The organism is Lentibacillus sp. L22 (assembly GCF_040812445.1).
In the GTDB taxonomy this organism is placed as follows: Bacteria; Bacillota; Bacilli; order Bacillales; family Amphibacillaceae; genus Lentibacillus_C; species Lentibacillus_C daqui.
In genome coordinates this window covers 1-23,288 of record NZ_JBFNXI010000024.1, presented here as the reverse complement: position 1 = coordinate 23,288, position 23,288 = coordinate 1, and the positions used below count along the sequence as shown (strand labels likewise).

16 protein-coding genes and 1 pseudogene are annotated in these 23,288 nt (G+C 39.6%); 10 read left to right on the top strand and 7 right to left on the bottom strand.

Translation table 11 applies throughout. The annotated features are described in order from the left end of the window. Positions 1 to 280: 280 nt before the first annotated feature. The 3 genes from ABRT01_RS11480 to ABRT01_RS11470 form a co-directional block, all read right to left on the bottom strand. Positions 281 to 1,099, bottom strand: a complete 819-nt coding sequence (locus tag ABRT01_RS11480) for a purine-nucleoside phosphorylase (RefSeq protein ID WP_269410999.1) — start codon at positions 1,097 to 1,099, stop codon at positions 281 to 283. Between the two features lie 206 nt (positions 1,100 to 1,305). Further along, on the bottom strand, positions 1,306 to 3,072 hold the full coding sequence (locus ABRT01_RS11475; protein ID WP_269411000.1) for a pyruvate kinase: 1,767 nt from the start codon (positions 3,070 to 3,072) through the stop codon (positions 1,306 to 1,308). Positions 3,073 to 3,259: 187 nt separating this feature from the next. Then, on the bottom strand, positions 3,260 to 3,763 hold the full coding sequence (locus ABRT01_RS11470) for a hypothetical protein (RefSeq protein WP_269411001.1): 504 nt from the start codon (positions 3,761 to 3,763) through the stop codon (positions 3,260 to 3,262). Between the two features lie 291 nt (positions 3,764 to 4,054). Here ABRT01_RS11470 and pbp4 point away from each other — a divergent pair, with 291 nt between their 5' ends. The 3 genes from pbp4 (at position 4,055) to ABRT01_RS11455 (ending at position 8,500) form a co-directional block, all read left to right on the top strand. After that, positions 4,055 to 6,091 carry a penicillin-binding protein PBP4(5) gene (gene pbp4 / locus ABRT01_RS11465; protein ID WP_367747246.1) on the top strand — a complete coding sequence of 679 codons (2,037 nt, stop codon included), beginning with the start codon at positions 4,055 to 4,057 and terminating at the stop codon, positions 6,089 to 6,091. A 223-nt stretch (positions 6,092 to 6,314) separates the two neighbouring features. Beyond that, on the top strand, positions 6,315 to 6,704 hold the full coding sequence (locus ABRT01_RS11460; RefSeq protein ID WP_269411005.1) for a BlaI/MecI/CopY family transcriptional regulator: 390 nt from the start codon (positions 6,315 to 6,317) through the stop codon (positions 6,702 to 6,704). Beyond that, positions 6,701 to 8,500, top strand: a complete 1,800-nt coding sequence (locus ABRT01_RS11455; RefSeq protein WP_367747243.1) for a BlaR1 family beta-lactam sensor/signal transducer — start codon at positions 6,701 to 6,703, stop codon at positions 8,498 to 8,500. Before ABRT01_RS11460 ends, ABRT01_RS11455 begins: the two co-directional genes overlap by 4 nt. Positions 8,501 to 8,727: 227 nt before the next feature. Here the strand turns inward: ABRT01_RS11455 and ABRT01_RS11450 are convergent, their stop codons facing one another. Together ABRT01_RS11450 and ABRT01_RS11445 are read right to left on the bottom strand one after the other, a co-directional pair. Further along, complete coding sequence (locus tag ABRT01_RS11450; RefSeq protein WP_367747240.1) at positions 8,728 to 9,222, bottom strand: hypothetical protein; 495 nt, start codon at positions 9,220 to 9,222, stop codon at positions 8,728 to 8,730. 156 nt (positions 9,223 to 9,378) lie between these two features. After that, on the bottom strand, positions 9,379 to 10,224 hold the full coding sequence (locus ABRT01_RS11445; RefSeq protein ID WP_367747237.1) for a YihY/virulence factor BrkB family protein: 846 nt from the start codon (positions 10,222 to 10,224) through the stop codon (positions 9,379 to 9,381). A 351-nt stretch (positions 10,225 to 10,575) separates the two neighbouring features. Between ABRT01_RS11445 and ABRT01_RS11440 the strand changes: the two genes are divergently transcribed. From ABRT01_RS11440 to ABRT01_RS11425, 4 genes are all read left to right on the top strand, one after another. Then, entirely contained in the window at positions 10,576 to 11,958 is a 1,383-nt protein-coding gene (locus tag ABRT01_RS11440; RefSeq protein ID WP_269411008.1) for an amino acid permease, read from the top strand. A gap of 174 nt (positions 11,959 to 12,132) precedes the next feature. Then, positions 12,133 to 12,648: a TetR/AcrR family transcriptional regulator gene (locus tag ABRT01_RS11435; RefSeq protein WP_269411009.1), complete on the top strand. Its 516-nt coding sequence runs from the start codon at positions 12,133 to 12,135 to the stop codon at positions 12,646 to 12,648. 152 nt (positions 12,649 to 12,800) lie between these two features. Next, the gene (locus ABRT01_RS11430) at positions 12,801 to 13,778 is read left to right on the top strand and encodes an SDR family oxidoreductase (RefSeq protein WP_269412424.1); all 978 of its coding nucleotides are present in this window, start codon (positions 12,801 to 12,803) and stop codon (positions 13,776 to 13,778) included. Positions 13,779 to 14,121: 343 nt separating this feature from the next. Beyond that, positions 14,122 to 15,096 (top strand): LLM class flavin-dependent oxidoreductase, encoded by a 975-nt coding sequence (locus ABRT01_RS11425; RefSeq protein ID WP_269411010.1) that lies wholly within the window; start codon positions 14,122 to 14,124, stop codon positions 15,094 to 15,096. 230 nt (positions 15,097 to 15,326) lie between these two features. On the opposite strand, the gene ABRT01_RS11420 is transcribed toward ABRT01_RS11425, so the two are convergent. Both ABRT01_RS11420 and ABRT01_RS11415 read right to left on the bottom strand, forming a co-directional pair. Further along, positions 15,327 to 16,976: an ABC1 kinase family protein gene (locus ABRT01_RS11420; RefSeq protein WP_269412425.1), complete on the bottom strand. Its 1,650-nt coding sequence runs from the start codon at positions 16,974 to 16,976 to the stop codon at positions 15,327 to 15,329. 278 nt (positions 16,977 to 17,254) lie between these two features. Then, a complete protein-coding gene (locus ABRT01_RS11415) occupies positions 17,255 to 18,628 on the bottom strand; it encodes a sigma-54 interaction domain-containing protein (protein WP_269411011.1) in 1,374 nt (457 codons plus the stop codon). A 265-nt stretch (positions 18,629 to 18,893) separates the two neighbouring features. On the opposite strand from ABRT01_RS11415, the gene pruA reads away from it, so the two are divergent. The 3 genes and pseudogenes from pruA to ABRT01_RS11400 all read left to right on the top strand — a co-directional run bounded on the left by pruA (position 18,894) and on the right by ABRT01_RS11400 (position 23,162). Then, complete coding sequence (gene pruA, locus ABRT01_RS11410; protein ID WP_269411012.1) at positions 18,894 to 20,441, top strand: L-glutamate gamma-semialdehyde dehydrogenase; 1,548 nt, start codon at positions 18,894 to 18,896, stop codon at positions 20,439 to 20,441. A gap of 391 nt (positions 20,442 to 20,832) precedes the next feature. Then, a complete protein-coding gene (locus tag ABRT01_RS11405) occupies positions 20,833 to 21,840 on the top strand; it encodes a proline dehydrogenase family protein (RefSeq protein ID WP_269411013.1) in 1,008 nt (335 codons plus the stop codon). 462 nt (positions 21,841 to 22,302) lie between these two features. Further along, positions 22,303 to 23,162 (top strand): annotated as a pseudogene (locus ABRT01_RS11400) (DUF72 domain-containing protein). The last annotated feature ends 126 nt before the right edge of the window (positions 23,163 to 23,288 follow it).

Genomic DNA, 23,288 nt, shown 5'->3' with positions numbered 1-23,288 from the left:
CCAATTTGGGAATCGCCGATAAAAGTGTGAAAATCGCCGTAAAATAGGATGAAATCGCCGAATGATAACTCAAAAACGCCGTATAATGTTCAAAAATCGCCGTAAAAAAGTACAAAACCGCTGATACTGTGTGGAGTAGTTGTTGAAAGAATTTAAAAACAATCTATGGATGAAAAAAGGTGTTTTTGAACTGTACAATGATGGTGTTGAATAATGGTTTATTTGCGCAACGGGTACTTGTCCGTTGCGCATCAGTGTCTAGCTTTGAACAATTTTATCCTTACATTCTTGCAATGGATGCTTTTACCAAATTCAAAAACTTTTCTCTGACTAAAGCTGCTACTTCTATTACTTCATCATGGCTAAGCGGTTGATCCAAAATCCCGCATGCCATATTGGTTAGACAGGAAATACCAACTACTTTCATGTTTCCATGTGCAGCTACAAGTGCCTCTGGTACAGTTGACATCCCAACGGCATCTGCGCCTAAAGTACGAATCATACGGACCTCTGCTGGGGTTTCATAGGCGGGGCCAGTCCACCATGCGTATACACCTTGCTGCATTTTTGTTCCTTGTTCTTCCGCTACTTCTAATACAATATTACGCAATTCCTTGTTGTAAACCTCGGAAAGATCGGGGAAACGTGGACCCAGTTCATCGTTATTTGGTCCAATTAACGGATTGTTTGCAACAAGATTTAAGTGATCAGTAATTACCATTAAATCCCCAGGTTCAAATGAGGTGTTTACGGCACCACATGCATTGGTGATCATTAATTTTTCGACACCGAGTGCTTTCATTAATCTAACCGGGAATGTAACCTGGTCCAATGACACGCCTTCGTAATAATGGAATCTGCCTTTCATGGCTACAATATTCTTTCCGTTCAAGTTCCCAATAACTAATTCATTTGCATGGCCGATCGCATTGGATTGAGCAAAATGAGGTATCTCGTTATAAGGGATTCTGACTGCATCTGTTATTTCATCGGCTAGCGCGCCTAAACCGGAACCTAGGATAATTCCAATTGTAGGTACGATTTCTGTCTTACTTGTTACATAGTCCTTTGCTTCTAAAATATGCTTTATATTATGCATTTGTATCCTCCTGACTCTACATACACTTCTAATTATACGATAAGTATGACTGATGTGACTGATTTTGTAAATATAATATTTTTACCACGCGTTGCGTTAATACAGCAGGATAACTGCATCAATATAGTAAGGATAATCCTTTCCGAAAAATTCAGCAGGGGAGTGCAGGCTTATTACACTACGCTCCTCCTGATGCGTTTTCACTATTATTCTCTCCGTTTTGATCGACGAACAAACTTGTAGTTATAACGATGGGTTTTGACGATTAACTGAAGTGTTTCCTTTAAGAAATCAACAGCTTTTCCGGCATAGGGTCCTTTATTGAGCATAATGCAATCAAATGAACTGCCAAACATCACGTCCGCTAATTCCGACCGTGCTGGCACACCTTTTTTTGCAAGTGTATCTAATACTTGTGTAGCTAGAATTACGGGGACATGAGCTGCCTGACACATTGCCAGCATTTCATGTTGAATGATAGATAACTTTTCAAACCCGACTTCATTAGCCAAATCCCCTCTGGCTATCATGACCGCAAACTTTGGGAAATGTAACCCTTCCAATAATATCTTTGAGAAGTTATTCACAGCATCTCTTGTTTCAATTTTAGCTACAATTGTCAAGTTGGCTATTTTATTTTTTGGGATCATCAGCCGTAAATAAGCGAGATCATCTGCAGTATGGACAAAGGATGCCCCCAAAAGATCAGCATACTTGTGAATAAATTGCAAATCGTACATATCCTTGCTGGTAAAAGCGGGTAATTTCATTGCGGTTTCCGGTAAGTTAATCCCTTTATCTTCTTTTATTTTTTTTGGCGTATCAGGATAGATAACTTTTGCGATAATAAAGTTAACATCTACGTGTTCAATGATTCCATGTATTTTCCCGTCATCAATATAAATACTTTCTCCGACTTTGACATTGGCAAATGCATCAGGAAGGGTAATGGATATTTCAGCTGGGTTGTTAATAGTGGCTGCTTGCCCCTCCATATAATTAGATAAATGTATTTTTAATCGGTCACCGTTTTTAACGAAAATATCAACAGGGCTGCTTGCCAGTTTCCCTATATGATAAACATTGTGGGAAGGTGCGTGACATAATGCAGTTCCTTCCCCGATATAACAGGTTTTGCTGATGGTAACGATATAACCATTGGGATGGATGCCTGAAACAGTGAACTTTCTTTTTTTCATACGGGCATCCCTGAATTGAAGTGTGTCTCCCACCAAAAATAATGGCGAATTTTCTTTTACAATTAATGGAATAATAAAATCAAACCCGTTTTGTTTTAAATCTTTAAAGTCTTCTCGTGTTACAAGAATTCCCGTTTTAACATTTAATGGAGCTCCATAGCGGTCTTTATTCACTTTTATTTTTAAAGGATATGTGGTTCGTTGTATTTTACCAACCCTTATTTTTGGACCCGACAAATCCATATAGATTTTGCAAGGGGGGATAGTGGTTCCATTTGCTTGTAATTGTTCTTCCATCCATCGAATAGATTGTACCAACCTTTGCCATTCTTCCCAGGTACCATAGGCGCAATTAATTCTGGCAATTGTCATACCCCGGGACAAAAAATCCTTTATTGATTCTTCCGGGGTATTTAGATCCAGTGTTACCATCACTTCAGGTGTATCACTTTGGCGAGTATTTAATATGGAATTTTTCCGTTTGATCGCTTCATGATATTGGTTCATGGGAGCTGGTCGGAGTTTCGCACCAATTCCCAGATTCATACAGGTTTTATGTAATCCTTCGCGTATATGATCGGTATAAGTTAGCACTAATCCATTGGCTCTTAAATAATCCAGCATGAATGGTTCCACGTTATTTTGAAGTTCGATGAAAGCAATCAAGTTTTTGGCACTGAACCGCTGATGAGGAGTCGGGTAATTGGATACGCTGGATTGCTTTAGAAGAATTTGCTCGTATAGTTGCAAAAGCTTTTTTGCTGTGGGATTCATTGACAACATCGATCACCCCTATAAAGTGAAAATGCGTGACAAATTTACTTTATCCGTTACATACCTAATTATTAAGTTATTCATCGCACAACATAAATATCACCATGAACATTGCAAAAAACAAAAATCCATTTTGAACAAACTTTTTTCAAAATGGATTTTTGTTTATTAGCTTTTTGTGCGTTCATTAAATTAAAGGATCAAATTGACGCGAAGACCGCTGGTTCATCCGGTTTTGATAGCGTTGATCCATATCCCTCCTCGGTGAATATTCCTCATCGTTATACTCTGAATAGTTCTTCTTCCCCGATGACTTATATCTGATTTGAAATTCTTCTTCAAATTCAGGTATCTCCTGCCCCGGGGTTGACTGTCTCATGCCTGATATCCATGTTTCAAATTTATTAGTGCCTCTGTTGTTGATTCTGCATAGATCTTCAAGGGAATCTGTCAATTCCGTTAAACAATCCAGTCCGTTCTTTAAAAGAATCCCCTTTTTTTTAGCTTTTTCCAGCGTGTGTTCCAGTCTGTAGGAATTCCCCTGGAAACGAAATTCAATGACGCAGCTGGTACGATCCCAGTTGAAATTATAATCTTCAATTTTTAAATGCTTCATCACCCTAGTCAGCTTTTTTTCCGAGGCACTTTGGTCATTGCGTGGCATCCACTTTAAGAGAATCTCCTTAAACATACGATTCACCTTCCTAAGTTGTTGTTTTGGTTTTAAACGGATTATCCTTATACTATTGTTTTCTACAATGTAAGCAAAATTCCTCTATTAATCGTTTTGCAATTATCGACAATTTTCACAAAATGGGTATGTAAAGCGTACTGGGAAATTCTCATGGATTTGGTTTAACCTTATTGTTTGATTTGCTATTTGAAAAACATATGCTATAATTATCTCAATTACTACACATGTAGTTAACACAAAATACTACACTTGTAATAATTGAGATAAAGGAAAAATGAGGTGAAGCGTTTGAGAAGCAGAATCGAAGACAAAAAGAAGAGAATTAACCCCTTTATTATTGTAGCCATTATTGTTTTAACAGGGATAGGCGGCTTTGGCCTATTTCAATTATTACATAAAAATGATAGCAACCAAGTTCAGGAAGTGGCAGATATATTTATTCAAATATTGGAGAACAAAAACTATGATAAATTAGGTGGTGTACTTGAAGAAAAATCATATACTGCATTGGATTATACCTTGGATGAAGTAATAGACAAATATAAAGACATATTTAACGGAATCAATATTAATCAAATACATGCTTCCAAAATTAAATTAGAAAAAATAAACAACCATGAACAAGAGCTCTCTTATCAATTAAGCTTGACAACCCCTTTGGGAACAATAAAGAATGTGAAATATCATGCAAAAATTATTAAAACGGATGGTAATTATTTAGTGAAATGGGAGCCATCGTTAATCTTCCCTGGGATGGAAGGTAAAGATAAAGTGGCCTTTCATGATTGGAAACCGGAACGAGGGGAGATTAAAGACCATCATGGCCATGGATTGGCAATAAACCAAGATTTTAAATGGGTTGGAATCGTACCGAAAGATTTATCTCAAGGCAATGAAAGAGAAAATCGTCTGCAAGAAATTAGTCAAACTTTTGATATATCAATAGATGAGATAAATGAGAAATTAGATCAAAGCTGGGTGAAGGATGATTTATTCATTCCTCTTAAAATAATTGAATCCGACCAAGCAGAAAAAGTGCCCGGAGTTTCCTATCAAAATACAAAGCAGCGCTATTATCCTTTGAAGGAAGCAGCGGCTAATTTAATTGGATATGTAGGAAAAGTAACCAAGGAAGACTTGGATAAAAACCCAACATTGGCTGAAGGGGACATGATTGGAAAATCCGGACTGGAAAAAGCTTTTGATAAGAAGTTACGCGGTAAAAGCGGAGGAGAAATACTTATTGTCGATGAGCAAGGGAATGAAAAAAAGGAAATTCAAAAGGTAGAAAAAGAAGACGGGAAAGATGTTCAGCTAACAATAGATAGGTATATCCAAAAGAAGGCGTTTAAACATCTAAAGGGAAAAGCCGGTTCTACCGTCGTAATGAATCCGAAAGAAGGAGGTCTGTATGCTCTGGTCAGTTCTCCTGCCTATGATCCAAATAAAATGGTTCAGGGCGTATCCCAACAAGAATATGATAAATACGCCAATGATAAAGACAAGCCGTTTATTTCAAGATTTGCTGCAGGTTATGCACCTGGATCGACATTTAAAACAATCACTGCCAGTATTGGTCTGGATGCTAAAGTGACATATCCGAATAAGGTTAGAAAAATAAATGGCTTAAGTTGGCAAAAGAACAAATCATGGGGAGGTTATTCCGTTACCCGTGTTTCCAATGTGCAAAATGTAGATATGCGTAAAGCGCTTATTTATTCCGATAATATTTATTTTGCGCAAGAAGCTTTGGAAATGGGAGAGAAAACGTTTAGAAATGGCTTAGATAAGTTTATCTTTGGGGAGGAATTAGATTTACCTATAGCCATGAGTCCCGCGCAAATTTCTAATGAATCGACATTTGGTTCGGAAATCCTGCTGGCAGATACCGCTTATGGACAAGGTGAACTGTCGATTTCTCCTATTCAACAAGCAACCATATATTCTGTTTTTCAAAACGAAGGAAAAATAGTTTATCCCAAATTGCTGGACAATAAAAGCGAACGGAAAACCAAATTGGCAATAACTGGTTCAACAGCAAATAAAATAAAAAACTATTTGTCAGAGGTGGTAAGTGATCCGAATGGAACGGCCCATTCTCTGTACAACCAACAACATCAGTTAGCTGCCAAAACGGGTACAGCGGAATTAAAAATGAAACAAGGCAAAAAAGGGAATGAAAATAGCTTTCTACTCGCTCTTGATACGGATCATGATGATTTTCTTCTTCTATCACTTGTCGAAAATTATCAAGCTGGCAGTTCAGCAACTCAATTAAATAAATCGTTCATAGATGAATTGTATGAGTACTTCCAAGGGCATTGATTACGACATATCCAGTTGGAGGGTAGGCGCTTTATTTTTCATTTAATAGTTTTTTCCGTTCCTTACCAATCAGCCGTGACAGCTAAGCTCACGGTTGATTCCTCATATTTTTCTTTTCTAATGAGCCGTGATAGCCACGCTCTTGACAGATGGATATGTGCTTTAAAAAATTGATCCTTCTTGCTATAATAAATACTACAGATGTAAGAGTGGGAGGGACATCATGAAGGAAATTCCGCAAATATCAGAGTCAGAATATGAAGTGATGAAAGTCGTTTGGAAATATGAGCCGATTTCTACGCCGGAAGTAGTGGAGAAGGTATCAAAAGAAATTGACTGGAAACCGAATACGATTCAAACCATGCTTGCCAGACTGGTAAAGAAAAAAGCTTTGCAAACAACAAAACAAGGAAGAGCACTTGTATACACATCACTAGTTCAAGAGCATGAGTATGTAGAACAAAAAAGTAAATCATTTCTTAAAAAGTTTTTCGGTGGCACATTAAATTCCATGGTATTAAATTTTATTGAAAACGATCAGTTGTCAAAAGAGGATATTTCTGAACTAAGGGAAATATTGTCCAAGCGGGATACGAAGGATGGGGAAAAATGATGGATACCCTTATACTCCGTTTTTTGTTAAGTACACTAGTGGTATCCCTCTTGATTTTGGCCATTCTTATAACGAAAAAAGTATTGTATAAACATATGTCAGTTCGAACACATTATAAGATCTGGTATTTTCTCTTATTGTCCCTTGTTACTTCCTTTTTTCCTTGGAATATTTTCCGGCTTGGAGAGGTACCTCAATATCTTAAAAGCCTACTCTCCACTGGAAAATACTCAACTTTTAGAGGTGAAAGTATAAGTAGATTAGATCATTCTGCTGCCTCAAATACAGATCTATTGCATGACTTTACCGTATCTGTGAATAAGTCAACGCCGGATGTTATCTATCATACATTCATTACGGTTTGGGTTATTGGAATAGCTATGTTCATTGGTTTGGCAATTTGCTCACTCTATCAAATTCATCAAATAAAAAAATCAGCTACTACTATTCCAAATCGAAAAATAAATGAAATGTTAGCAGCGTGCAAAGAGGTTGTTGGAGTGAAGAGAAAAATCAGGTTAACAGAAACCGATAATGTTACTTCGCCGATCACACTGGGGATTTTACAACCACATATCATTTTACCAAAAAAGACACGAGAAACATTTTCATTAGCTGAATTAAAATACGTTTTTTTACACGAGTTGTATCACCAAAAAAGTAAAGATGTCTTCGTTAACTATGTCATGCTGCTAGTTCAAGCGATTTATTGGTTTAACCCATTTGTATGGCTCGCCTTAAAAAGGATGCAAAAGGATCGGGAACTTGCTTGTGATGCTGGTGTTCTGAATCTGCTGGACGAGAGGGAATACATCGAATATGGGCATACCATCATTCATTTTGCAGATAAAAGTGCTGAACGCTCGTACGGACGGCTTGCCCCAGGAATAGGGGGAACAAAACAACAAATAAAGCAGAGGGTGCAAAACATTGCTAACTTTCACAGAGATTCACCGTTATTGAAGTGGAAAGGAAAAATCATCTGTGCGGTTCTAGGGGTTTTTGTGTTATTGCTTACTCCATTTACTGCTGTTATCGCTAGTACAGATGATGTATTTGATTTTAACGGGAAGAATACAGTATACGAGGATTTAAGTTCCTATTTTGATGGCTATAATGGCAGCTTTGTTTTGTATGACGCATCGAAAAAACAATATCAGATTTATAATTCAAAAATGAGCAGGCAGCGGGTTTCTCCTGATAGCACATATAAAATTTATTCCGCATTATTTGGCTTAGAATCAAATGTTATTTCCGCGAATAATAGTGAACAAATGTGGGATGGACAGATTCATCCTTATCAAGAATGGAACAAAAATCAAAATTTATCTACCGCATTGGGTAACTCCGTAAATTGGTATTTTCAACATATCGATCAAGAGGTAGGCAGAAAACAACTAAACAATTATTTTCACAAAATAAAATATGGCAATGAGGATCTTTCGGGAAATTTGGATCGTTATTGGATGGAATCCTCATTGAAAATTTCACCAATTGAGCAAGTGCAACTATTATATGCGTTGGAAGAAAATAAATTTGGTTTTAAGGAGAAGAATATTCAAGCGATCAGAAAGGCACTTTTAATTGGCGAGCAAAACGATCGGCAATTATATGGAAAAACTGGCACAGGTACGGTAGATGGAAAAGATGTGAATGGTTGGTTTGTTGGCTTTGTTACGAAGGCTGGTCATACGTATTATTTTGCAGTCAATATTCAAGATGAAAATGGACGGGCAAGTGGAGACAAGGCTGCAGAGATTGCAGATATGATTTTACGTGACAAGAATATCTATTAATAGCAGACTTCTAAAGGGTGCGGGTTTTTTGTGGTTATTATCCTTGTTCACCATTGTTAAAGCATATATTTAAAAAAGGCGACCTGTTCACAAAGTTATCGCTAATATTTACGATAATTCTGTGAACAGGTGCCTGTTATCCATAAGCGATTGCCTGCTTTGTATTTATTCCAATAGTAGTTTTAGAATCACTCCGACAAAAGGCAAATCCCTTGCAAATTCGCTGCTTAGTCAATCACCTCATCAAACAATACACCGTGGCCGAATTGAATGAGTTTCATTCTGCTTGGCTTTTTGATAAAGACACTCTTGTATTTGGCTTCTCCGTCTTTATCTTTTAAAAGCACAATTCGTTTATGTGGGTTATCTTCTTTTATATCAATTGTATATGCTGTCATATCCACTTTATCTTCAAAAATTGGATATTCCGCTAACTTTTTATCACTATCATCAGCTTGATTGGATGCATCGTTGTTAGCTTTGTCCTGAGATGAATTATCCTTGTTTGAATTAACATCGGATTCGTCATCTTTATTTGTGTCCTCTTCATCAGATACATCATCTTCATCAGCATGATTCTCCTCTGAGTTGCCAGTTTTATCCTGTTCTGTACTACTGCTTGTATTACTGTTTGCTTCTTCCTTCCCTGTTGTGTCATCGTTACCGGCACCACATGCTGAAAGTACAAGTAGTGCAATACAAGCGATGATTAATCTCTTCATCATTCACTCACCTTTTCTTTTTTATTTCAAATGTATAGTATACTAGAGGTCTTAAGATAAAGACAACATTAGATGGTGATAAAATTTGAGAAGAAATTAGCGGACACCCATGGAAGTGGTTGCTTTTACTTTTAACCGATGACAAGGGATAAGAAATTAATGGTCACTTTTTGTGTATCTCTTCCGGGTAGCATCTTTATTGTTAAAAACCGATGCATTAATCAACCCGCCTATTAACAGCACAACCGCAGTTAGATAAAACCATATCATTAAAACGATGATGCTTCCAAGTTGTCCGTATAATTCCGTGTAATTACTTACTTCAACATATTTTGCAAAGCCAATGGATACAACTTGCCAGCCGATTGTTGCAAATATTGCTCCCGGAAAAACCTTTTTCCATGGCAAGTGAATGCTGGGTATTACTTTATATAAGATAGTAAAGAAGAATAAAAGGAATAGGGTACCAAGCCCCCATTTTGTAAAAAACCATAAACGGTACCATAGTGCCTCGACCGTAACCTTTGTCAGCACAAAATTGCGGACAATATTCTCCACAATCGGGATAACTAGTGACAGGGACAAAACAATCATAAAGCCAAAGGTGATTAGCAAATCGGTCATAATTCCCTGCATAAAGAATGACTGATTCCGTCTGATTTTATATGCTTTGTTTAATGATCGTACAAGTGATTGAATAGCCATCGATGCCAGCCAAAATGCAGCAATCAGACTAAAGGATAACCATTGGCCCTGTCCTTTGGCTAAGATACTTTCCAAAGTATTGCGTATCACATTGTAAGTTGCTTGGGGTGCAAACGGTTCAACCATTTCCAGAATAGTATCTGGGTCAACCCGGAGAAATCCGATAAGGCTGAAAACGAAAATAAGAAAAGGGAACAAGGATAACATAAAGTAATAAGCCATTTGTGCGGATTGGTCATAGAATCGCTCCGAGAAAAAACGGATAATGATTCGTACGGTGTTTGTTATAAAATTCACTGGTAAGTTTCCCCCTTGTCCATCGACAGCGTGTTCATATAGCTTATTACTATGAATAAAAAAGCCTTTTTATCCATTACAGAGACATGACGAAAAAAGAAGGGAGATGATATTGGAATTAATAGACGGTTTAGCACATCATCAGCGGATCTTTGCATTAAATCGGGGGATAGGTATACAGGAACATTTTTGAATAAATGTAAAAAAAGGTTTAATGTTGTCGAATTTTCGATTATAATTATATTATTCGTCGTTTTATTACTGTAATTATGAAATAACAGATTACTCCAACCTAGGCTATTTCGTAACCAAACAACATAACGTTTTTGCTAAAAAGAGGGGGTAATACATATGTCAAGTGAAACAGCAAATGAAAGACAACTGGAAAGAGGACTGAAGAACCGCCATATTCAGCTGATTGCGATTGGCGGGGCAATTGGAACTGGTTTGTTTCTTGGTGCCGGGAAGTCGATACATCTGGCTGGTCCGTCGATTATGCTCGTATATTTGATCATTGGCATCGCGCTGTTTTTTATGATGCGTGCTCTGGGTGAGTTGTTGCTTTATAAGCCTGATGCCGGTTCTTTTGCCGAATTTGCCGAGACATTCATAGGTTCTTGGGCAGGATTTATTACTGGCTGGACATATTGGTTTTGTTGGATAGCGACGGGTATTGCCGAAATTACTGCTGTTGGGGTTTATATACGATACTGGTTGCCGGATGTACCGCAATGGGTCCCGGCACTTGCCTGTGTTCTTATTTTGTTTTTAATTAACATGACCGCAGTAAAGGCATTTGGAGAAATTGAATTTTGGTTTGCACTTATCAAAATTATTACGATCATCGCCTTGATTGTAATTGGTATTGTGCTTGTTTTGATGAGCTTTAAGGGAAGTGATGCGGAGGCGTCTTTCTCAAACCTGTGGACATACGGGGGTTTCTTTCCAAATGGTGCTTCAGGTTTTCTACTTTCCTTTCAAATGGCTGTTTTTTCCTTTGTAGGGATCGAACTTGTTGGTATTACGGCAGCTGAAACGGTTGATCCAAATAAAACGATACCAAAGGCGATTAATAATATTCCGATTCGGATACTAATCTTTTATATTGGGGCCTTGTTTGTAATTATGTCCATTTACCCTTGGAATGGAATCAATCCGGCAGAAAGCCCATTTGTAAAGGTTTTTGCATTAATTGGTATTCCGGTTGCCGCGGGAATTATTAACTTTGTTGTTTTAACCGCAGCGGCGTCATCCTGTAACAGTGGGATCTTTAGTACAAGTCGAATGGTTTATACGCTGGCCAAAGAGGGACATGCGCCAAGAAAATTGGGTTCTTTAAGCAAACAGAATGTTCCAGCGCCTGCATTGATTTTTTCAACGCTTGTGTTACTGATCGGAGTGTTGCTTAACTATCTTCTCCCGGATCAGGTGTTCACACTAGTTACCAGTATTGCAACCATTTGTTTTATCTGGGTTTGGGGCATTATCCTGTATGCACATATTCGCTTCCGGAAAACGATGCCGGAAGCGGCGAAAAAAAATCCTTTCCGCATGCCGTTTGCTCCATTTATGAACTGGCTGGTGCTCGCCTTTTTCATATTCGTGATTGTGATTTTAGGTTTTGCTGCTGATACGAGGGTTGCACTATTTGTCACACCAGTTTGGTTTCTAATCCTTGTCATTGCTTATCAAATGATAAGAAATAAACAGGATAAGCATAAATCGGAATATTAATTGTAAAAATAGCCTGTTTGGGGAAAGCATATCCTAAACAGGTTATTTTTTTCGTTCTAAGTGGGACGTTTCCGCACTCCAAAGAGGTTTGAGACATTACGCTTGCATGAGGTGACAAAGTGGGTTATTATGTAATTGATCAATCAATAATAAACTGTGGGCAGGGGTTTTGCAATGGTTAGACCGAAAAAGGCGAATCGGAAGGAAGAGATTCTGGAGGCGGGGTTAGAAGTATTTGCGAAACGGGGTTATTATAATACAACGACCGCGCTTATTGCAGAAAAAGCAGGCATATCTCAACCATATGTCTTTAGATTTTTTAAAACAAAGGAAGAATTGTTTGTCGCGGCTTTAGACCGATCATTTGAAAGAATCCTTCAAACCTTTAAAAGTGTGGAGGCTAACTCGGACCAATTGGTTACCAAAATGATTGAAGCCTATGAAGCGTTGTCTGTATTACATCCGAATGAAATTTCCTTGCAGGTGATAGGAATTTCCGTAACGGAAGAAGCCATACGAAATTCGATGAAAGAGGGATTGTCTCGTATTAGAAGCTACACCTTGGAAAGGTTTAAATCAGCGGGGATAAAGAATGCTGAAAGAGAAGCTACTACATTTCAAGCAAGAGGGATGTTATGTAATATTTCTTATTTCTTAGATCTTCCCGAGCTTATTGATCAAACGAAATAAATAATCGAGTCAAGTTGATTATTTATTTTTTAAATTCAATTTAGTGATTGATCAATAACTAATTGTGTTAGAAGAGTGAACCAAACTTATGCATAAAAGAAGTTTGAAATGTTATGTTTCATATTTTCTAACGTTAATTGATTGATCAATCAATAAATAAAAAGGAGCAGAGCAAAATGAAAACTGCAATTGTATTAGGAGCAACTGGTGGAACAGGACAGGTCATTGTTTCAGAACTATTGGATAGAGGAATAGAAGTCATTGCTTTCGGACGTTCCGAAAATAAATTGAAAGCATTAGCAAAAAAACACGATTTTAAACAGGGATTGTCATATAAGTTGGGTGATATATTTGATTACCAAACAATTATCGATGCGGCAAAAGATGCGGATGTTATATTCCAATGTGCAAATGTTCAATATCAAGAGATGGAGGAAAAACTTCACCTGCTTGGGGAAAGTGTGATGAAAGCAGCGGATATTATGCGGAAGAAGATTGTCATTGTTGATGGCATTTATGTATATGGACATCAAGTCGCCAAGGGTGATGAAAATCATCCACAACATCCACATACAAAAAAGGGGAAGATAAGGGTTGCATTCGAGCATTTAATATTCAGTAACAAATGGGAAAATGTAAAAGCTTTAATTGTTCGGCTTCCGGATTATTATGGTCCAACCTCACAAAACTCTTATTTGCAGCCTACATTAGAAGGAATGGCTGCTCAAAAGACTTCTTTTTTTATTGGAAATTTGAAGACACCTCAGGAATATGTCTATTTACCAGATGCCGCGAAGATGATTGTGAATATAGCGGAAAAGGATGATGCTTACGGAGAGAACTGGAATATACCTGGTGCGGGATTGATTTCAGGTAAACAAATTGTCCAAATAGCTCGCAAGGTCACCGGTAATCGAAAAATGGTTATCCCTTTAAATAAAAATGTCATTCGTTTCATTGGTTTGTTTGATCCGTTTATGAGAGAAATTGTTGAAATCATGTACCTAACTAAAGAAGGGTTTGTGTTGAATGGTGAAAAATATGAGGAACGTATCGGGGAAATTTCGGCTACTCCGTTCAAAAACGGTCTTGAAGAAACGTTACGACATTACATGTGGGAAAAAAATTAGACTTTGACCGTTCGGAGTATTATAACAGTTTAGGCAGATTTATAACGTTATGCTAATGTAAGCGGTAAGGCTATAGCATAAACACCTGGAAAGATAACTGATAGACCAAAGATTCCCATTCTACACCTTACGTGTCAAAATTCCATGTTTGTGGTATTCTATATATAGAAGATCATACAATATTAAAAACCGCACCATGTTCCAGCATGGCGCGGTTACAATAAGACCAACCCCATCAAGAGGGGTTAGGCACAGAAGGTTAGTAATCCCTCAATGCCAGGCTATGGTGCATGAGGGGTTATTTTTATTTCCCATGAATTAGGTTTGAAAGGAGTAGCAAATAATGAAGCTGGGAATTTTGGATCAAATGGCACAACCTAAAGGCATAGGTGCAGAGGAAACAGCGCGAAGAACCATTGAAATGGCGCAAGCGGTCGAACGATTCGGTTATGAGCGATATTGGTTTGCGGAACACCATGCTACAAAAGGATTGGCATCAAGTTCACCGGAAATTATGATGGCGGCCGTTGCTGCAAAAACAAACAGGATGAAGGTTGGCAGTGGCGGGATTTTGTTGCCACAGTATAGTGCGTATAAAATAGCAGCCCAGTTATCCCAGTTACAGGCGCTTTTCCCAGGAAGAATAGAGGCAGGTGTGGGACGTTCGCCTGGTGGTGGAGAAACAATCCGGGCATTATTGGCAGATGGAAAACCAAATCAGTTGGCTGACTATCCTGAAAAATTGACGGATCTAATCACCTTCTTGAATCGGGATGGAAAGGTTCAGGCAGCACCACGTACGGAAAGTGGTCCAAGTTTATATTCGTTAGGGCTGGGAGAAAATAGTGCAAAACTTGCAGCTGAACTGGGCATAGGCTATGTGTACGGCCATTTTATCAATCCTGCCAGAGGAGAAGCGGCCCATGAAACGTATCGGGAATATTTCAGGCCGGGTTATTTGGATCAACCTCGGGAACGCTCAGCAATTTTTGTGATCTGCGGGGAAACGGATGAACATGCCGAGGAACTTGCGATTAGTCAGGATGTTTGGCTACTTCAGGTCGAAAAAGGTCTGGACAGCAGGATGCCAAGTGTGGACGAGGCCAAGACAAAGACAAAAAGCTGGAGTAAGGATGAACAAAAACAGATGCATAAAAACCGGGAACGGATGATTATTGGAGGACCTCAGAAAGTGAAAAATGAATTACTCCGCTTGTCTGAACGTTATCAATGTGACGATTGGCTGATTCTGACCAATATTTACAGTTTTGATGAAAAGATTCATTCTTATCAGCGAATGATGGAATTGTTTGCATAAAAAATAAGCAGCAAAGCCCCAGTACACAGGACCTGCTGCTTATTTTGGTGTTCCCCCAAGCAAAGGGTGCAACCGCCCGAACAGGAAGCAAAACCCAAAACCGCTCGAACCTTGAGTGCAACCACTCGAAAAAGCAGCTGAGACGCTCAAGTATAAGTTTCAACCACACAATAAGCAGCAAAGCCCCAGGTACGCGTTTTGCAGCCTGTTTTGTTTAAAGGGTTCTTAGGTCAAAATCGTCCTGATTTAAGAATCGAATACAATAACCAAAGAAACATTAATATCGCCACGACAAAGCCAATTTCAATCGCCGGGAGCCTCCAAAGAATGGAGGATTGACCGCTTAATGCCGAACCGACAATAAGTCCGACCATGATAATACTGAAGGAAAGCAAGACGATACTAAAGGATAACCGGTTGCTGATGCGATCCAGTTTCTTTAAAAATATTTCCGATTTTTCAAGAGAAATTTCGATTGGTAACTTTCCTTTTTTTACCATTGAGGTTAATTCCCGAATGTTCTTGGGAATATCGGCAATAATCTCACCGTATTCCGTCCACTGGTGAAAAGCAGTTTCAACCCAATTTTTCGGATTGAGACGCTCTCTAAATAATTTACGGCCAAAAGGTTCAGCCAGTTTCATAATACTAATGTCGGGATCCAGTCTTTCTACCATTGCTTCCAAGGTAAGGAGGGTTTTCCCAAGTAATGTGAGATCAGGAGGGATCTGGATGTAATGCCGGTGTGCAACGGCAAACAAATCGTTAACCGCTTCCCCGATACTTACCTCTTTTAACGGGATATCATAATATTTGACCCGCAATTGATCAACATCTGACCGTAACAATTGGATGTTGACATCATCGGGAACCAGTCCCATGCGGCTAATCGCCTTAATCACCCCGTCTGTATTATCACGCATCATGGAAATAACCAATGATGCAAAATTGGCTTTCATTTCCGGGGTTAACCGGCCGACCATGCCAAAGTCCATAAAAACAATGGTTTCATCAGGTAGGACAGCTACATTCCCCGGGTGTGGGTCACCATGAAAAAATCCTTCCATAAAAACTTGGTGGAAGATGGCATTGGCCACCCGTTCTGCCAGTATTCTCTTATTGTATCCTTTTTCGGAAAGCTCCTCTAATTTGTTCAACTTAATCCCATCAATATATTCCATTGTCAGCACTTTCTTGGAGCAGTATTTCCAGTAGACTTTCGGGATCTGAATATGCGGATGATCACTAAATTGTTTCGTGATCTTTTCCGCGTTTCGTCCTTCTACGTTATAATCCAGTTCAGCCAGAATTGCATTGGCAAATTCATCAACGATCTCGGAAATTTGATATTGAGCAGCCCATTCCAGTCGAAATTCTGCTAACACCGCCAGTTTCCGCAGTATTTCCAAATCGGTTTTCATGTCTTTTTCGATTTGGGGGCGTTGGACTTTGACCGCAACCTGTTCCCCTGATTTAAGAACAGCATGATGGACTTGACCAATCGATGCTGCACCAAGCGGCGTTTCATCGAATGTCCGGAATATTTTGTTCAATGGCATGCCTAATTCTTGTTCGATAAGTTCCTGTACATTCTCGAATGGAAATGGTGGTACTTCATCCTGGAGTTTTTCCAATTCCCGAATAATGTCATCGGGGAGCAAGTCTGGCCTTGTACTGGCAAATTGCCCCATTTTAACAAATGTTGGTCCCAGCTCTTCCAAAAATGAGCGGATTCGTTCCCCGAGTGTTTTGTCATATTTTTGCCGTTTGGCGGCGAAACGCTTCGGTAAAGGAATAAGTTCATGCAGCCCTAATTCCTTCACAATATAGCCGAAGCCATTCCTGGAAAAGGCGACAACTATTTCCCGGTAGCGTTGCATATGACGGATACGTTGTTCAAAAATGGGAATCTCCTCCTTTACCGGGTTGTTTTTCTTTATGAGCTGTGTTTGGCAGCTTAATGATTTAATACCAAAACCAGCAGCTTGTTCGGTATATTTTTCCTTAGTTTCATTTTGTATACTATACCACTCATCGGGCGATACATACAAAGAATTGTAATGTGATCATCAGAGGATGCAATCTTTTGGAAAATGAACTGAGTCAAGAATAAAACATCAAAAAATATACGGGGAAAAAAAGAGCGCTTGACATTCTGTTAGTATTGAATATCAAATTTCTCCAATTTGTTATAAAGGGTGACGCGTGAGATTCCCAGAATTTTTGCAGCTGCTGATTTATTTCCGTTTGTTTGTCCTAGTGCGTCCATAATCCGCTGTTTTTCCATATTTTCCTTTTCTTTAGGCAAAGATGGTTGTATCGTATGGGATTCGATGCGCAACGATGGGGATGGCTGCTGGTGGAAACTTAGCAGATCCTGCCTGGTCACAACGGCTTTCTCGGAAAGGATCACGATTCGCTCCATTAAATTCCGGAGTTCTCTTACATTTCCGGTCCAGTGAAAAGTCGTTAACAATTCAAGTGCATCCTGTTCCATCATCGGAACGGGCACTTGGTATTTGGCGGCAAATTGTTTCAGAAATAATTGTGCCAGTCCCGGAATATCTGCCGTCCGTTCCCGTAGTGGCGGCATGGTTAATTGAATAATATCCAAACGATAAAATAAGTCAGAACGAAATCGCTTTTCTTCCATCAATTGTTCCAGGTTTTGGTTCGTAGCGGCGATAAAACGCACATTTATCTGTTTTCCTTTGGAGTCACCAATCCGATAAATGGTATTTTCCTGTAACACCCGGAGCAGTTTGACTTGCATTTCCAGCGGTAGTTCTCCCACTTCATCGAGAAATAATGTGCCTTCATTCGCCATTTCAATTTTTCCCGCTTTCCCATTTTTCTCCGCACCGGTAAATGATCCACCTTCATAGCCAAACAATTCACTTTCAAATAAGGCAACCGGAATCGCGCCACAGTTGACCGGGATAAATGGCCCGTCTTTTCGGGTACTTGCATCATGAATAGCCCGGGCACATATTTCTTTTCCTGTTCCGCTTTCTCCAAGGATTAGTGTTGTCGCGTCCGTTTTCGCTGCTTTGCGAGCGATACGGATGACTTGATTCAGTGCTACACTTTCTCCTTTTAATTTGGCAAAAGGTGTCTCTCCATTCGTGGTATTTACTTGTTGTCGTAGTTCATTCAACTCCACCGAGGTTGACATCAAATTATCATTTAATTTAACGATTTGTGTGATATCCCGCTCCACTGAAACAGAGCCGATGATCCGATTGTTTTGATCAAATACAGGTGCTGCATTAATCACTACATGTTTATTCTCTTGTGGACGGTGATAAGCATTTTTTACAGGTTCCTGTGTTTTGAGTACTTTTAATACCATTAAATCGTCATGATGGAAAAACTTGTTGATTGGCTGATGCAGAATCTCGGATTTGTGGATGTTGTAGGTATGAACGGCTGCATCATTCCAGTAGATTACCTCCCGATTGACGTTGATAACAGTGATTGCATCATCTTCTGCACCTAAGACGGCGTTTAAAACATGGTAATCATAATCCATTTCACTTCACCTCCGAATTGTAAGGCAATTGTAAATGTAAGCGTAAACTTATTATACACTTTTGTACATATAGTTTACAAATAATCATTTCATAGTATGCCAGAAAATATCAGCTATCATTACGTGAATAGTCGGTTATTTCATTGATATCATGGCTTTTTCACTTCCTAATTTATAATAGAATAATAAAGTTGGCATGATTCTTGCTAATATTATAGATGAAAGCGCTAAATTTTTAAGGTTTTATATCAAGGAGGTTATTATATTGGCATTACCTTTTAAACATGAACCATTTACAGACTTTAATGATCCCACGAACCGTCAGGCATTTGAATCTGCCCTAAAACAGGTTAAAGGTGAGTTGGGAAAAGAATATCCAATCGTGATCAATGGGGAAGAGATTTATACAGATGATAAGCTCGTTTCTGTAAACCCTGCTAACAAAGAGGAAGTTGTCGGTTACGTATCCAAAGCGACGAAAGAACATGTGGATCAAGCAATGGAAGCCGCTCTTGATGCGTTTAACACATGGCGCAGCTGGACACCAGAAGAACGTGCAGATGTCTTGTATAAAGCGGCAGCCATTGTCCGTCGCCGAAAGCATGAATTCTCTGCATGGCTGGCTTATGATGCAGGTAAGCCTTGGAGTCAAGCTGATGGAGGCGTGGCAGAAGGACTTGATTTCCTGGAATACTATGCTCGGCAAATGGTTGAGCTTGGTCAAGGCAAGAAAGTAGAAGATCGTGCGAATGAACAGAATTCCTATTTCTATCAGCCAATGGGACCTGGTGTCGTCATTCCACCATGGAATTTCGCTTTTGCGATTGTATGCGGTACCACAGTTGCACCGATTGTGGCGGGGAACCCAGTCCTGTTAAAACCATCGGAAAACACACCAGTCATTGCCTACAAATTGGTAGAGGTATTAAAAGAAGCCGGACTGCCAAAAGGTGTACTCAACTTTGTACCAGGTGACCCGGCGGAAATCGGCGACTATCTTGTTGATCATAAAGACACACATTTTGTTAACTTTACCGGTTCACGTGCAACAGGAACCCGAATCATGGAACGCGCTGCCAAGGTGCAGGAAGGTCAAACATTCTTAAAACGCGTCGTCGCTGAAATGGGTGGTAAAGATACGATCATTGTTGATAATGATGCAGATCTTGATTTGGCTGCAGATGCCATTGTAAATTCAGCATTCGGTTTTTCCGGTCAGAAATGTTCTGCTTGTTCACGGGCGGTTATTCACAAGGATGTTTATGATGACGTGCTTGCCAAAGCGATTGAACTAACCAAGGAATTAACGATCGGCAACCCGACCGAAGAAAATGTTTATATGTCAGCGGTTATTAATCAGAAACAATTTGATAAAATCAAGAACTATATTGAGATCGGCAAGCAAGAAGGTGAACTTGCCTATGGTGGAGAAACAGATGATTCCAAGGGGTATTTTGTTCACCCAACAATCTTCAAGGATTTGGATCCGAAAGCAAGAATCATGCAGGAAGAAATCTTTGGTCCGGTTGTAGCATTTGCTAAAGCCAACGATTTTGATGAATTGCTGGAAATTGCCAACAACACGGAATATGGCTTAACTGGTGCAGTTATCTCCAATAATCGCGAGCACTTGAATCGTGCCCGTTATGAATTCCATGTTGGTAACCTGTACTTCAATCGCGGCTGTACCGCAGCAATCGTTGGATATCAACCATTTGGCGGATTTAAGATGTCTGGTACTGACTCCAAAGCAGGCGGCCCGGATTACTTGCAGCATTTCTTGGAAGCAAAAGTAGTATCTGAAGTATATTAACCATCACGACTGCGGCAAATGCGTCCCTTACTTAGGTATTATAAAAATTAAGCGCTGTTAATAACCTGGTAAACAAGATGGGCCTCGTCCGGCTCCAGCGCCCAGCGGCTAGCAAACTTCAGGCTTCCTCCTACGATAAGTCAACATCGATTTAGGAACAAAGGAAGGCCGACTAAGAACGGCCTTTGCGGCCAACGTCGGCATACCCCTTTTGCAGGGGCATGTTTCCTTTATCTCGTAGGTAAGGATGTTCGGCTAAGGACGCCGCTTTGCGCGGCAACGCCGAACCACCCGTGTTGCACGGGCGCAGTTTGTACGCCGCTAACCGGGCGCTTACGCCTTTGTATCTTTGCCGCACGTGTTAGTTAAATGTGTGAAGGAGCAATTCAGCATGGCAAATCTAACAAGAGATTTTTTTATTGGATTATCGAATAATAAGTTTTTAAATGCTAATGCCAAAAAGTGGGGATTTCATCTCGGAGCAGAAAAGTTCGTTGCCGGTACGACGATTGATGGTGTTGCGAATGTGGTTAAAGAACTGAACCAGCATGGCATCCGCGCAACTCTGGATAATCTTGGTGAATTTGTATCTGATAAGACGGAGGCAAGTACCGCTAAAGATGAAATTATGCAAATACTGCACCGCATTCATGAAGAACGATTGGATTGTCACGTATCCGTTAAATTAACCCAGCTTGGTTTGGATATTGACCGGGAATTTTGTCTGAATAACATGCGGGAAATCCTGGCCTTGGCTGCAGATTATGGCATTTTTATCAATATTGATATGGAGAAATATAGCCATTACCAAAAAACATTGGATGTCCTGTTTAAACTTCGCAATGATTATAGTAATGTGGGTACCGTTATTCAGTCCTATTTGCGTGAAGCGGCGGAGGATTTGGAACAATTGAAAGACATTCGCATTCGGCTGGTAAAAGGGGCATACAAGGAAAATGAAGATGTGGCTTATCCATCCAAGGAAGAAATTGATCAAAACTTTATTCAAATGGCAAAAACACGTTTGAAAGGGGATACATTCACATCAATTGCTACCCATGACCATCATATCATTCAGGAGTTAAAGAAGTTTGTCGAGGATAATCACATTCCTTTGGACAGGTTTGAATTTCAAATGTTATATGGGTTCCGCACCGAAATGCATTACAGTCTGGCAGAAGAAGGGTATAATTTTTGTACGTATATTCCATTTGGCACTGACTGGTTCGGTTATTTCATGCGCAGACTTGCAGAACGTCCGCAGAATATGAATCTGATTATGAAAGATGTATTTTATACGGAAGATAATAAGTTAAAGAAAGAACCGCTGATTGCCGGGGCTGCCGCTGCTTCATTAATGGCAGTCTGGATGCGGAAAAAGTATAAAAAGGCGAACTGATTTCTAGATAGGTATCTGATAGCCTTATTGTAATCTTAACTATCTGAGTTGGTGTTAAAAAAGTAGTGTAACAATTTCGTATTCGTGGTACACTAAATAAAATCGTTCCATGCTGATGACATGAAACGGCTACCATAAGACCAACCTCAACAAAAGAGGCAGGCACAAGAGACAGGTAATCCCTCATTGCCGGGCTAAAGCATGTGAGGGATTATTTCCTTTTTTTAACGCTACTAACATGCCAAAAGAAATCATCAGTGCGACCATTGGCGACACCTCCTTCTTGGGAAATATCTCAGAAGGTAAAAACGGTGTGCCCGCCCCCCTCCATGTATAGCCGCTCCATTGTTTCTCTAGTATAGTGCACGGAAATATTAGATTCTATTAAATTTCTCTGATTAGCGTTTCATACTTATACATTGAATATCCGTATGTTATCCTTACAACAGAGGTGGATTTGCAATGATTTATATTGGACTTACCGGCTGGGGTGACCATTATTCCTTATATCCCGCCCATATCAAAGCAAAAGATAAACTTCCCGAATACAGCAGTCATTTCCCCGTAGTGGAGGTGGATGCTTCTTTTTATGCCATCCAGCCGGAACGTAATGTTACAAAATGGGTAAACGAGACACCGGATACTTTTCGCTTTGTCGTAAAGGCCTATCAAGGGATGACCGGCCATAAGCGGGACGAGCTTCCATTCGAATCGAAACAAAGACAGCGATGTTTCAGGCGTTCAAGGATTCTTTAAAGCCCTATCGAAAGGCAAATAAGCTTGCGATGGTATTGTTTCAGTTTCCGCCATGGTTTGCCTGTAAGAAAGAAAATGTTGACTATTTACGTTACTGTAAACAACAAATTGGGGACATTCCGGTGGCGCTGGAATTTCGCCATCAATCCTGGTTTAGTGATGCTTTTCGTGCTGATACTTTGGCATTTATTAAGCAGGAAGGCTGGATTCATACGATTGTCGATGAACCACAGGCAGGCGAGCGTTCCATTCCGACTGTACCGGTTGTGACGGATGAAAACCTGGCGTTGGTGCGGATGCACGGCAGAAATGTGTACGGATGGAATAAGCCGAATGGTGCTGATAATAACAGCTGGCGCGAAGTTCGTTATTTATATAGATACAACAATGCTGAGTTGTCAGAATGGAAGGACCGAATCAAGCAACTGTCAAAAGGAACCAAAGATATTATTGTCTTGTTTAATAATAATTCAGGCAGCGATGCTGCTGGTAATGCTAAGCAATTTCAAGAAATGCTGGGGATTGAATATGCGGGACTGGCACCAAAACAATTGCGTTTGTTTTAGCGGGGTTTCAAAACAGTTTAATCTAAATTATTTAAAATTAATTACTTTTTAGCAGGATTCTCCCATTTTATGTCGAACCTTGTAAGTAGAAATAAAATGAGGAGGATCGCTAACATGTATACCATC

What these genes read in the sequence shown, in the direction of transcription:
- ABRT01_RS11475 (WP_269411000.1), bottom strand. Translation starts at nt 3,072, where the DNA reads ATGAATCCCACAGCAAAAAAGCTTTTGCAACTATACGAGCAAATTCTT.
- ABRT01_RS11425 (WP_269411010.1), top strand. Translation starts at nt 14,122, where the DNA reads ATGAAGCTGGGAATTTTGGATCAAATGGCACAACCTAAAGGCATAGGT.
- ABRT01_RS11470 (WP_269411001.1), bottom strand. Translation starts at nt 3,763, where the DNA reads ATGTTTAAGGAGATTCTCTTAAAGTGGATGCCACGCAATGACCAAAGT.
- ABRT01_RS11450 (WP_367747240.1), bottom strand. Translation starts at nt 9,222, where the DNA reads ATGAAGAGATTAATCATCGCTTGTATTGCACTACTTGTACTTTCAGCA.
- ABRT01_RS11415 (WP_269411011.1), bottom strand. Translation starts at nt 18,628, where the DNA reads ATGGATTATGATTACCATGTTTTAAACGCCGTCTTAGGTGCAGAAGAT.
- ABRT01_RS11405 (WP_269411013.1), top strand. Translation starts at nt 20,833, where the DNA reads ATGGCAAATCTAACAAGAGATTTTTTTATTGGATTATCGAATAATAAG.
- ABRT01_RS11455 (WP_367747243.1), top strand. Translation starts at nt 6,701, where the DNA reads ATGATGGATACCCTTATACTCCGTTTTTTGTTAAGTACACTAGTGGTA.
- ABRT01_RS11420 (WP_269412425.1), bottom strand. Translation starts at nt 16,976, where the DNA reads ATGCAACGCTACCGGGAAATAGTTGTCGCCTTTTCCAGGAATGGCTTC.
- ABRT01_RS11480 (WP_269410999.1), bottom strand. Translation starts at nt 1,099, where the DNA reads ATGCATAATATAAAGCATATTTTAGAAGCAAAGGACTATGTAACAAGT.
- ABRT01_RS11440 (WP_269411008.1), top strand. Translation starts at nt 10,576, where the DNA reads ATGTCAAGTGAAACAGCAAATGAAAGACAACTGGAAAGAGGACTGAAG.
- ABRT01_RS11460 (WP_269411005.1), top strand. Translation starts at nt 6,315, where the DNA reads ATGAAGGAAATTCCGCAAATATCAGAGTCAGAATATGAAGTGATGAAA.
- ABRT01_RS11435 (WP_269411009.1), top strand. Translation starts at nt 12,133, where the DNA reads ATGGTTAGACCGAAAAAGGCGAATCGGAAGGAAGAGATTCTGGAGGCG.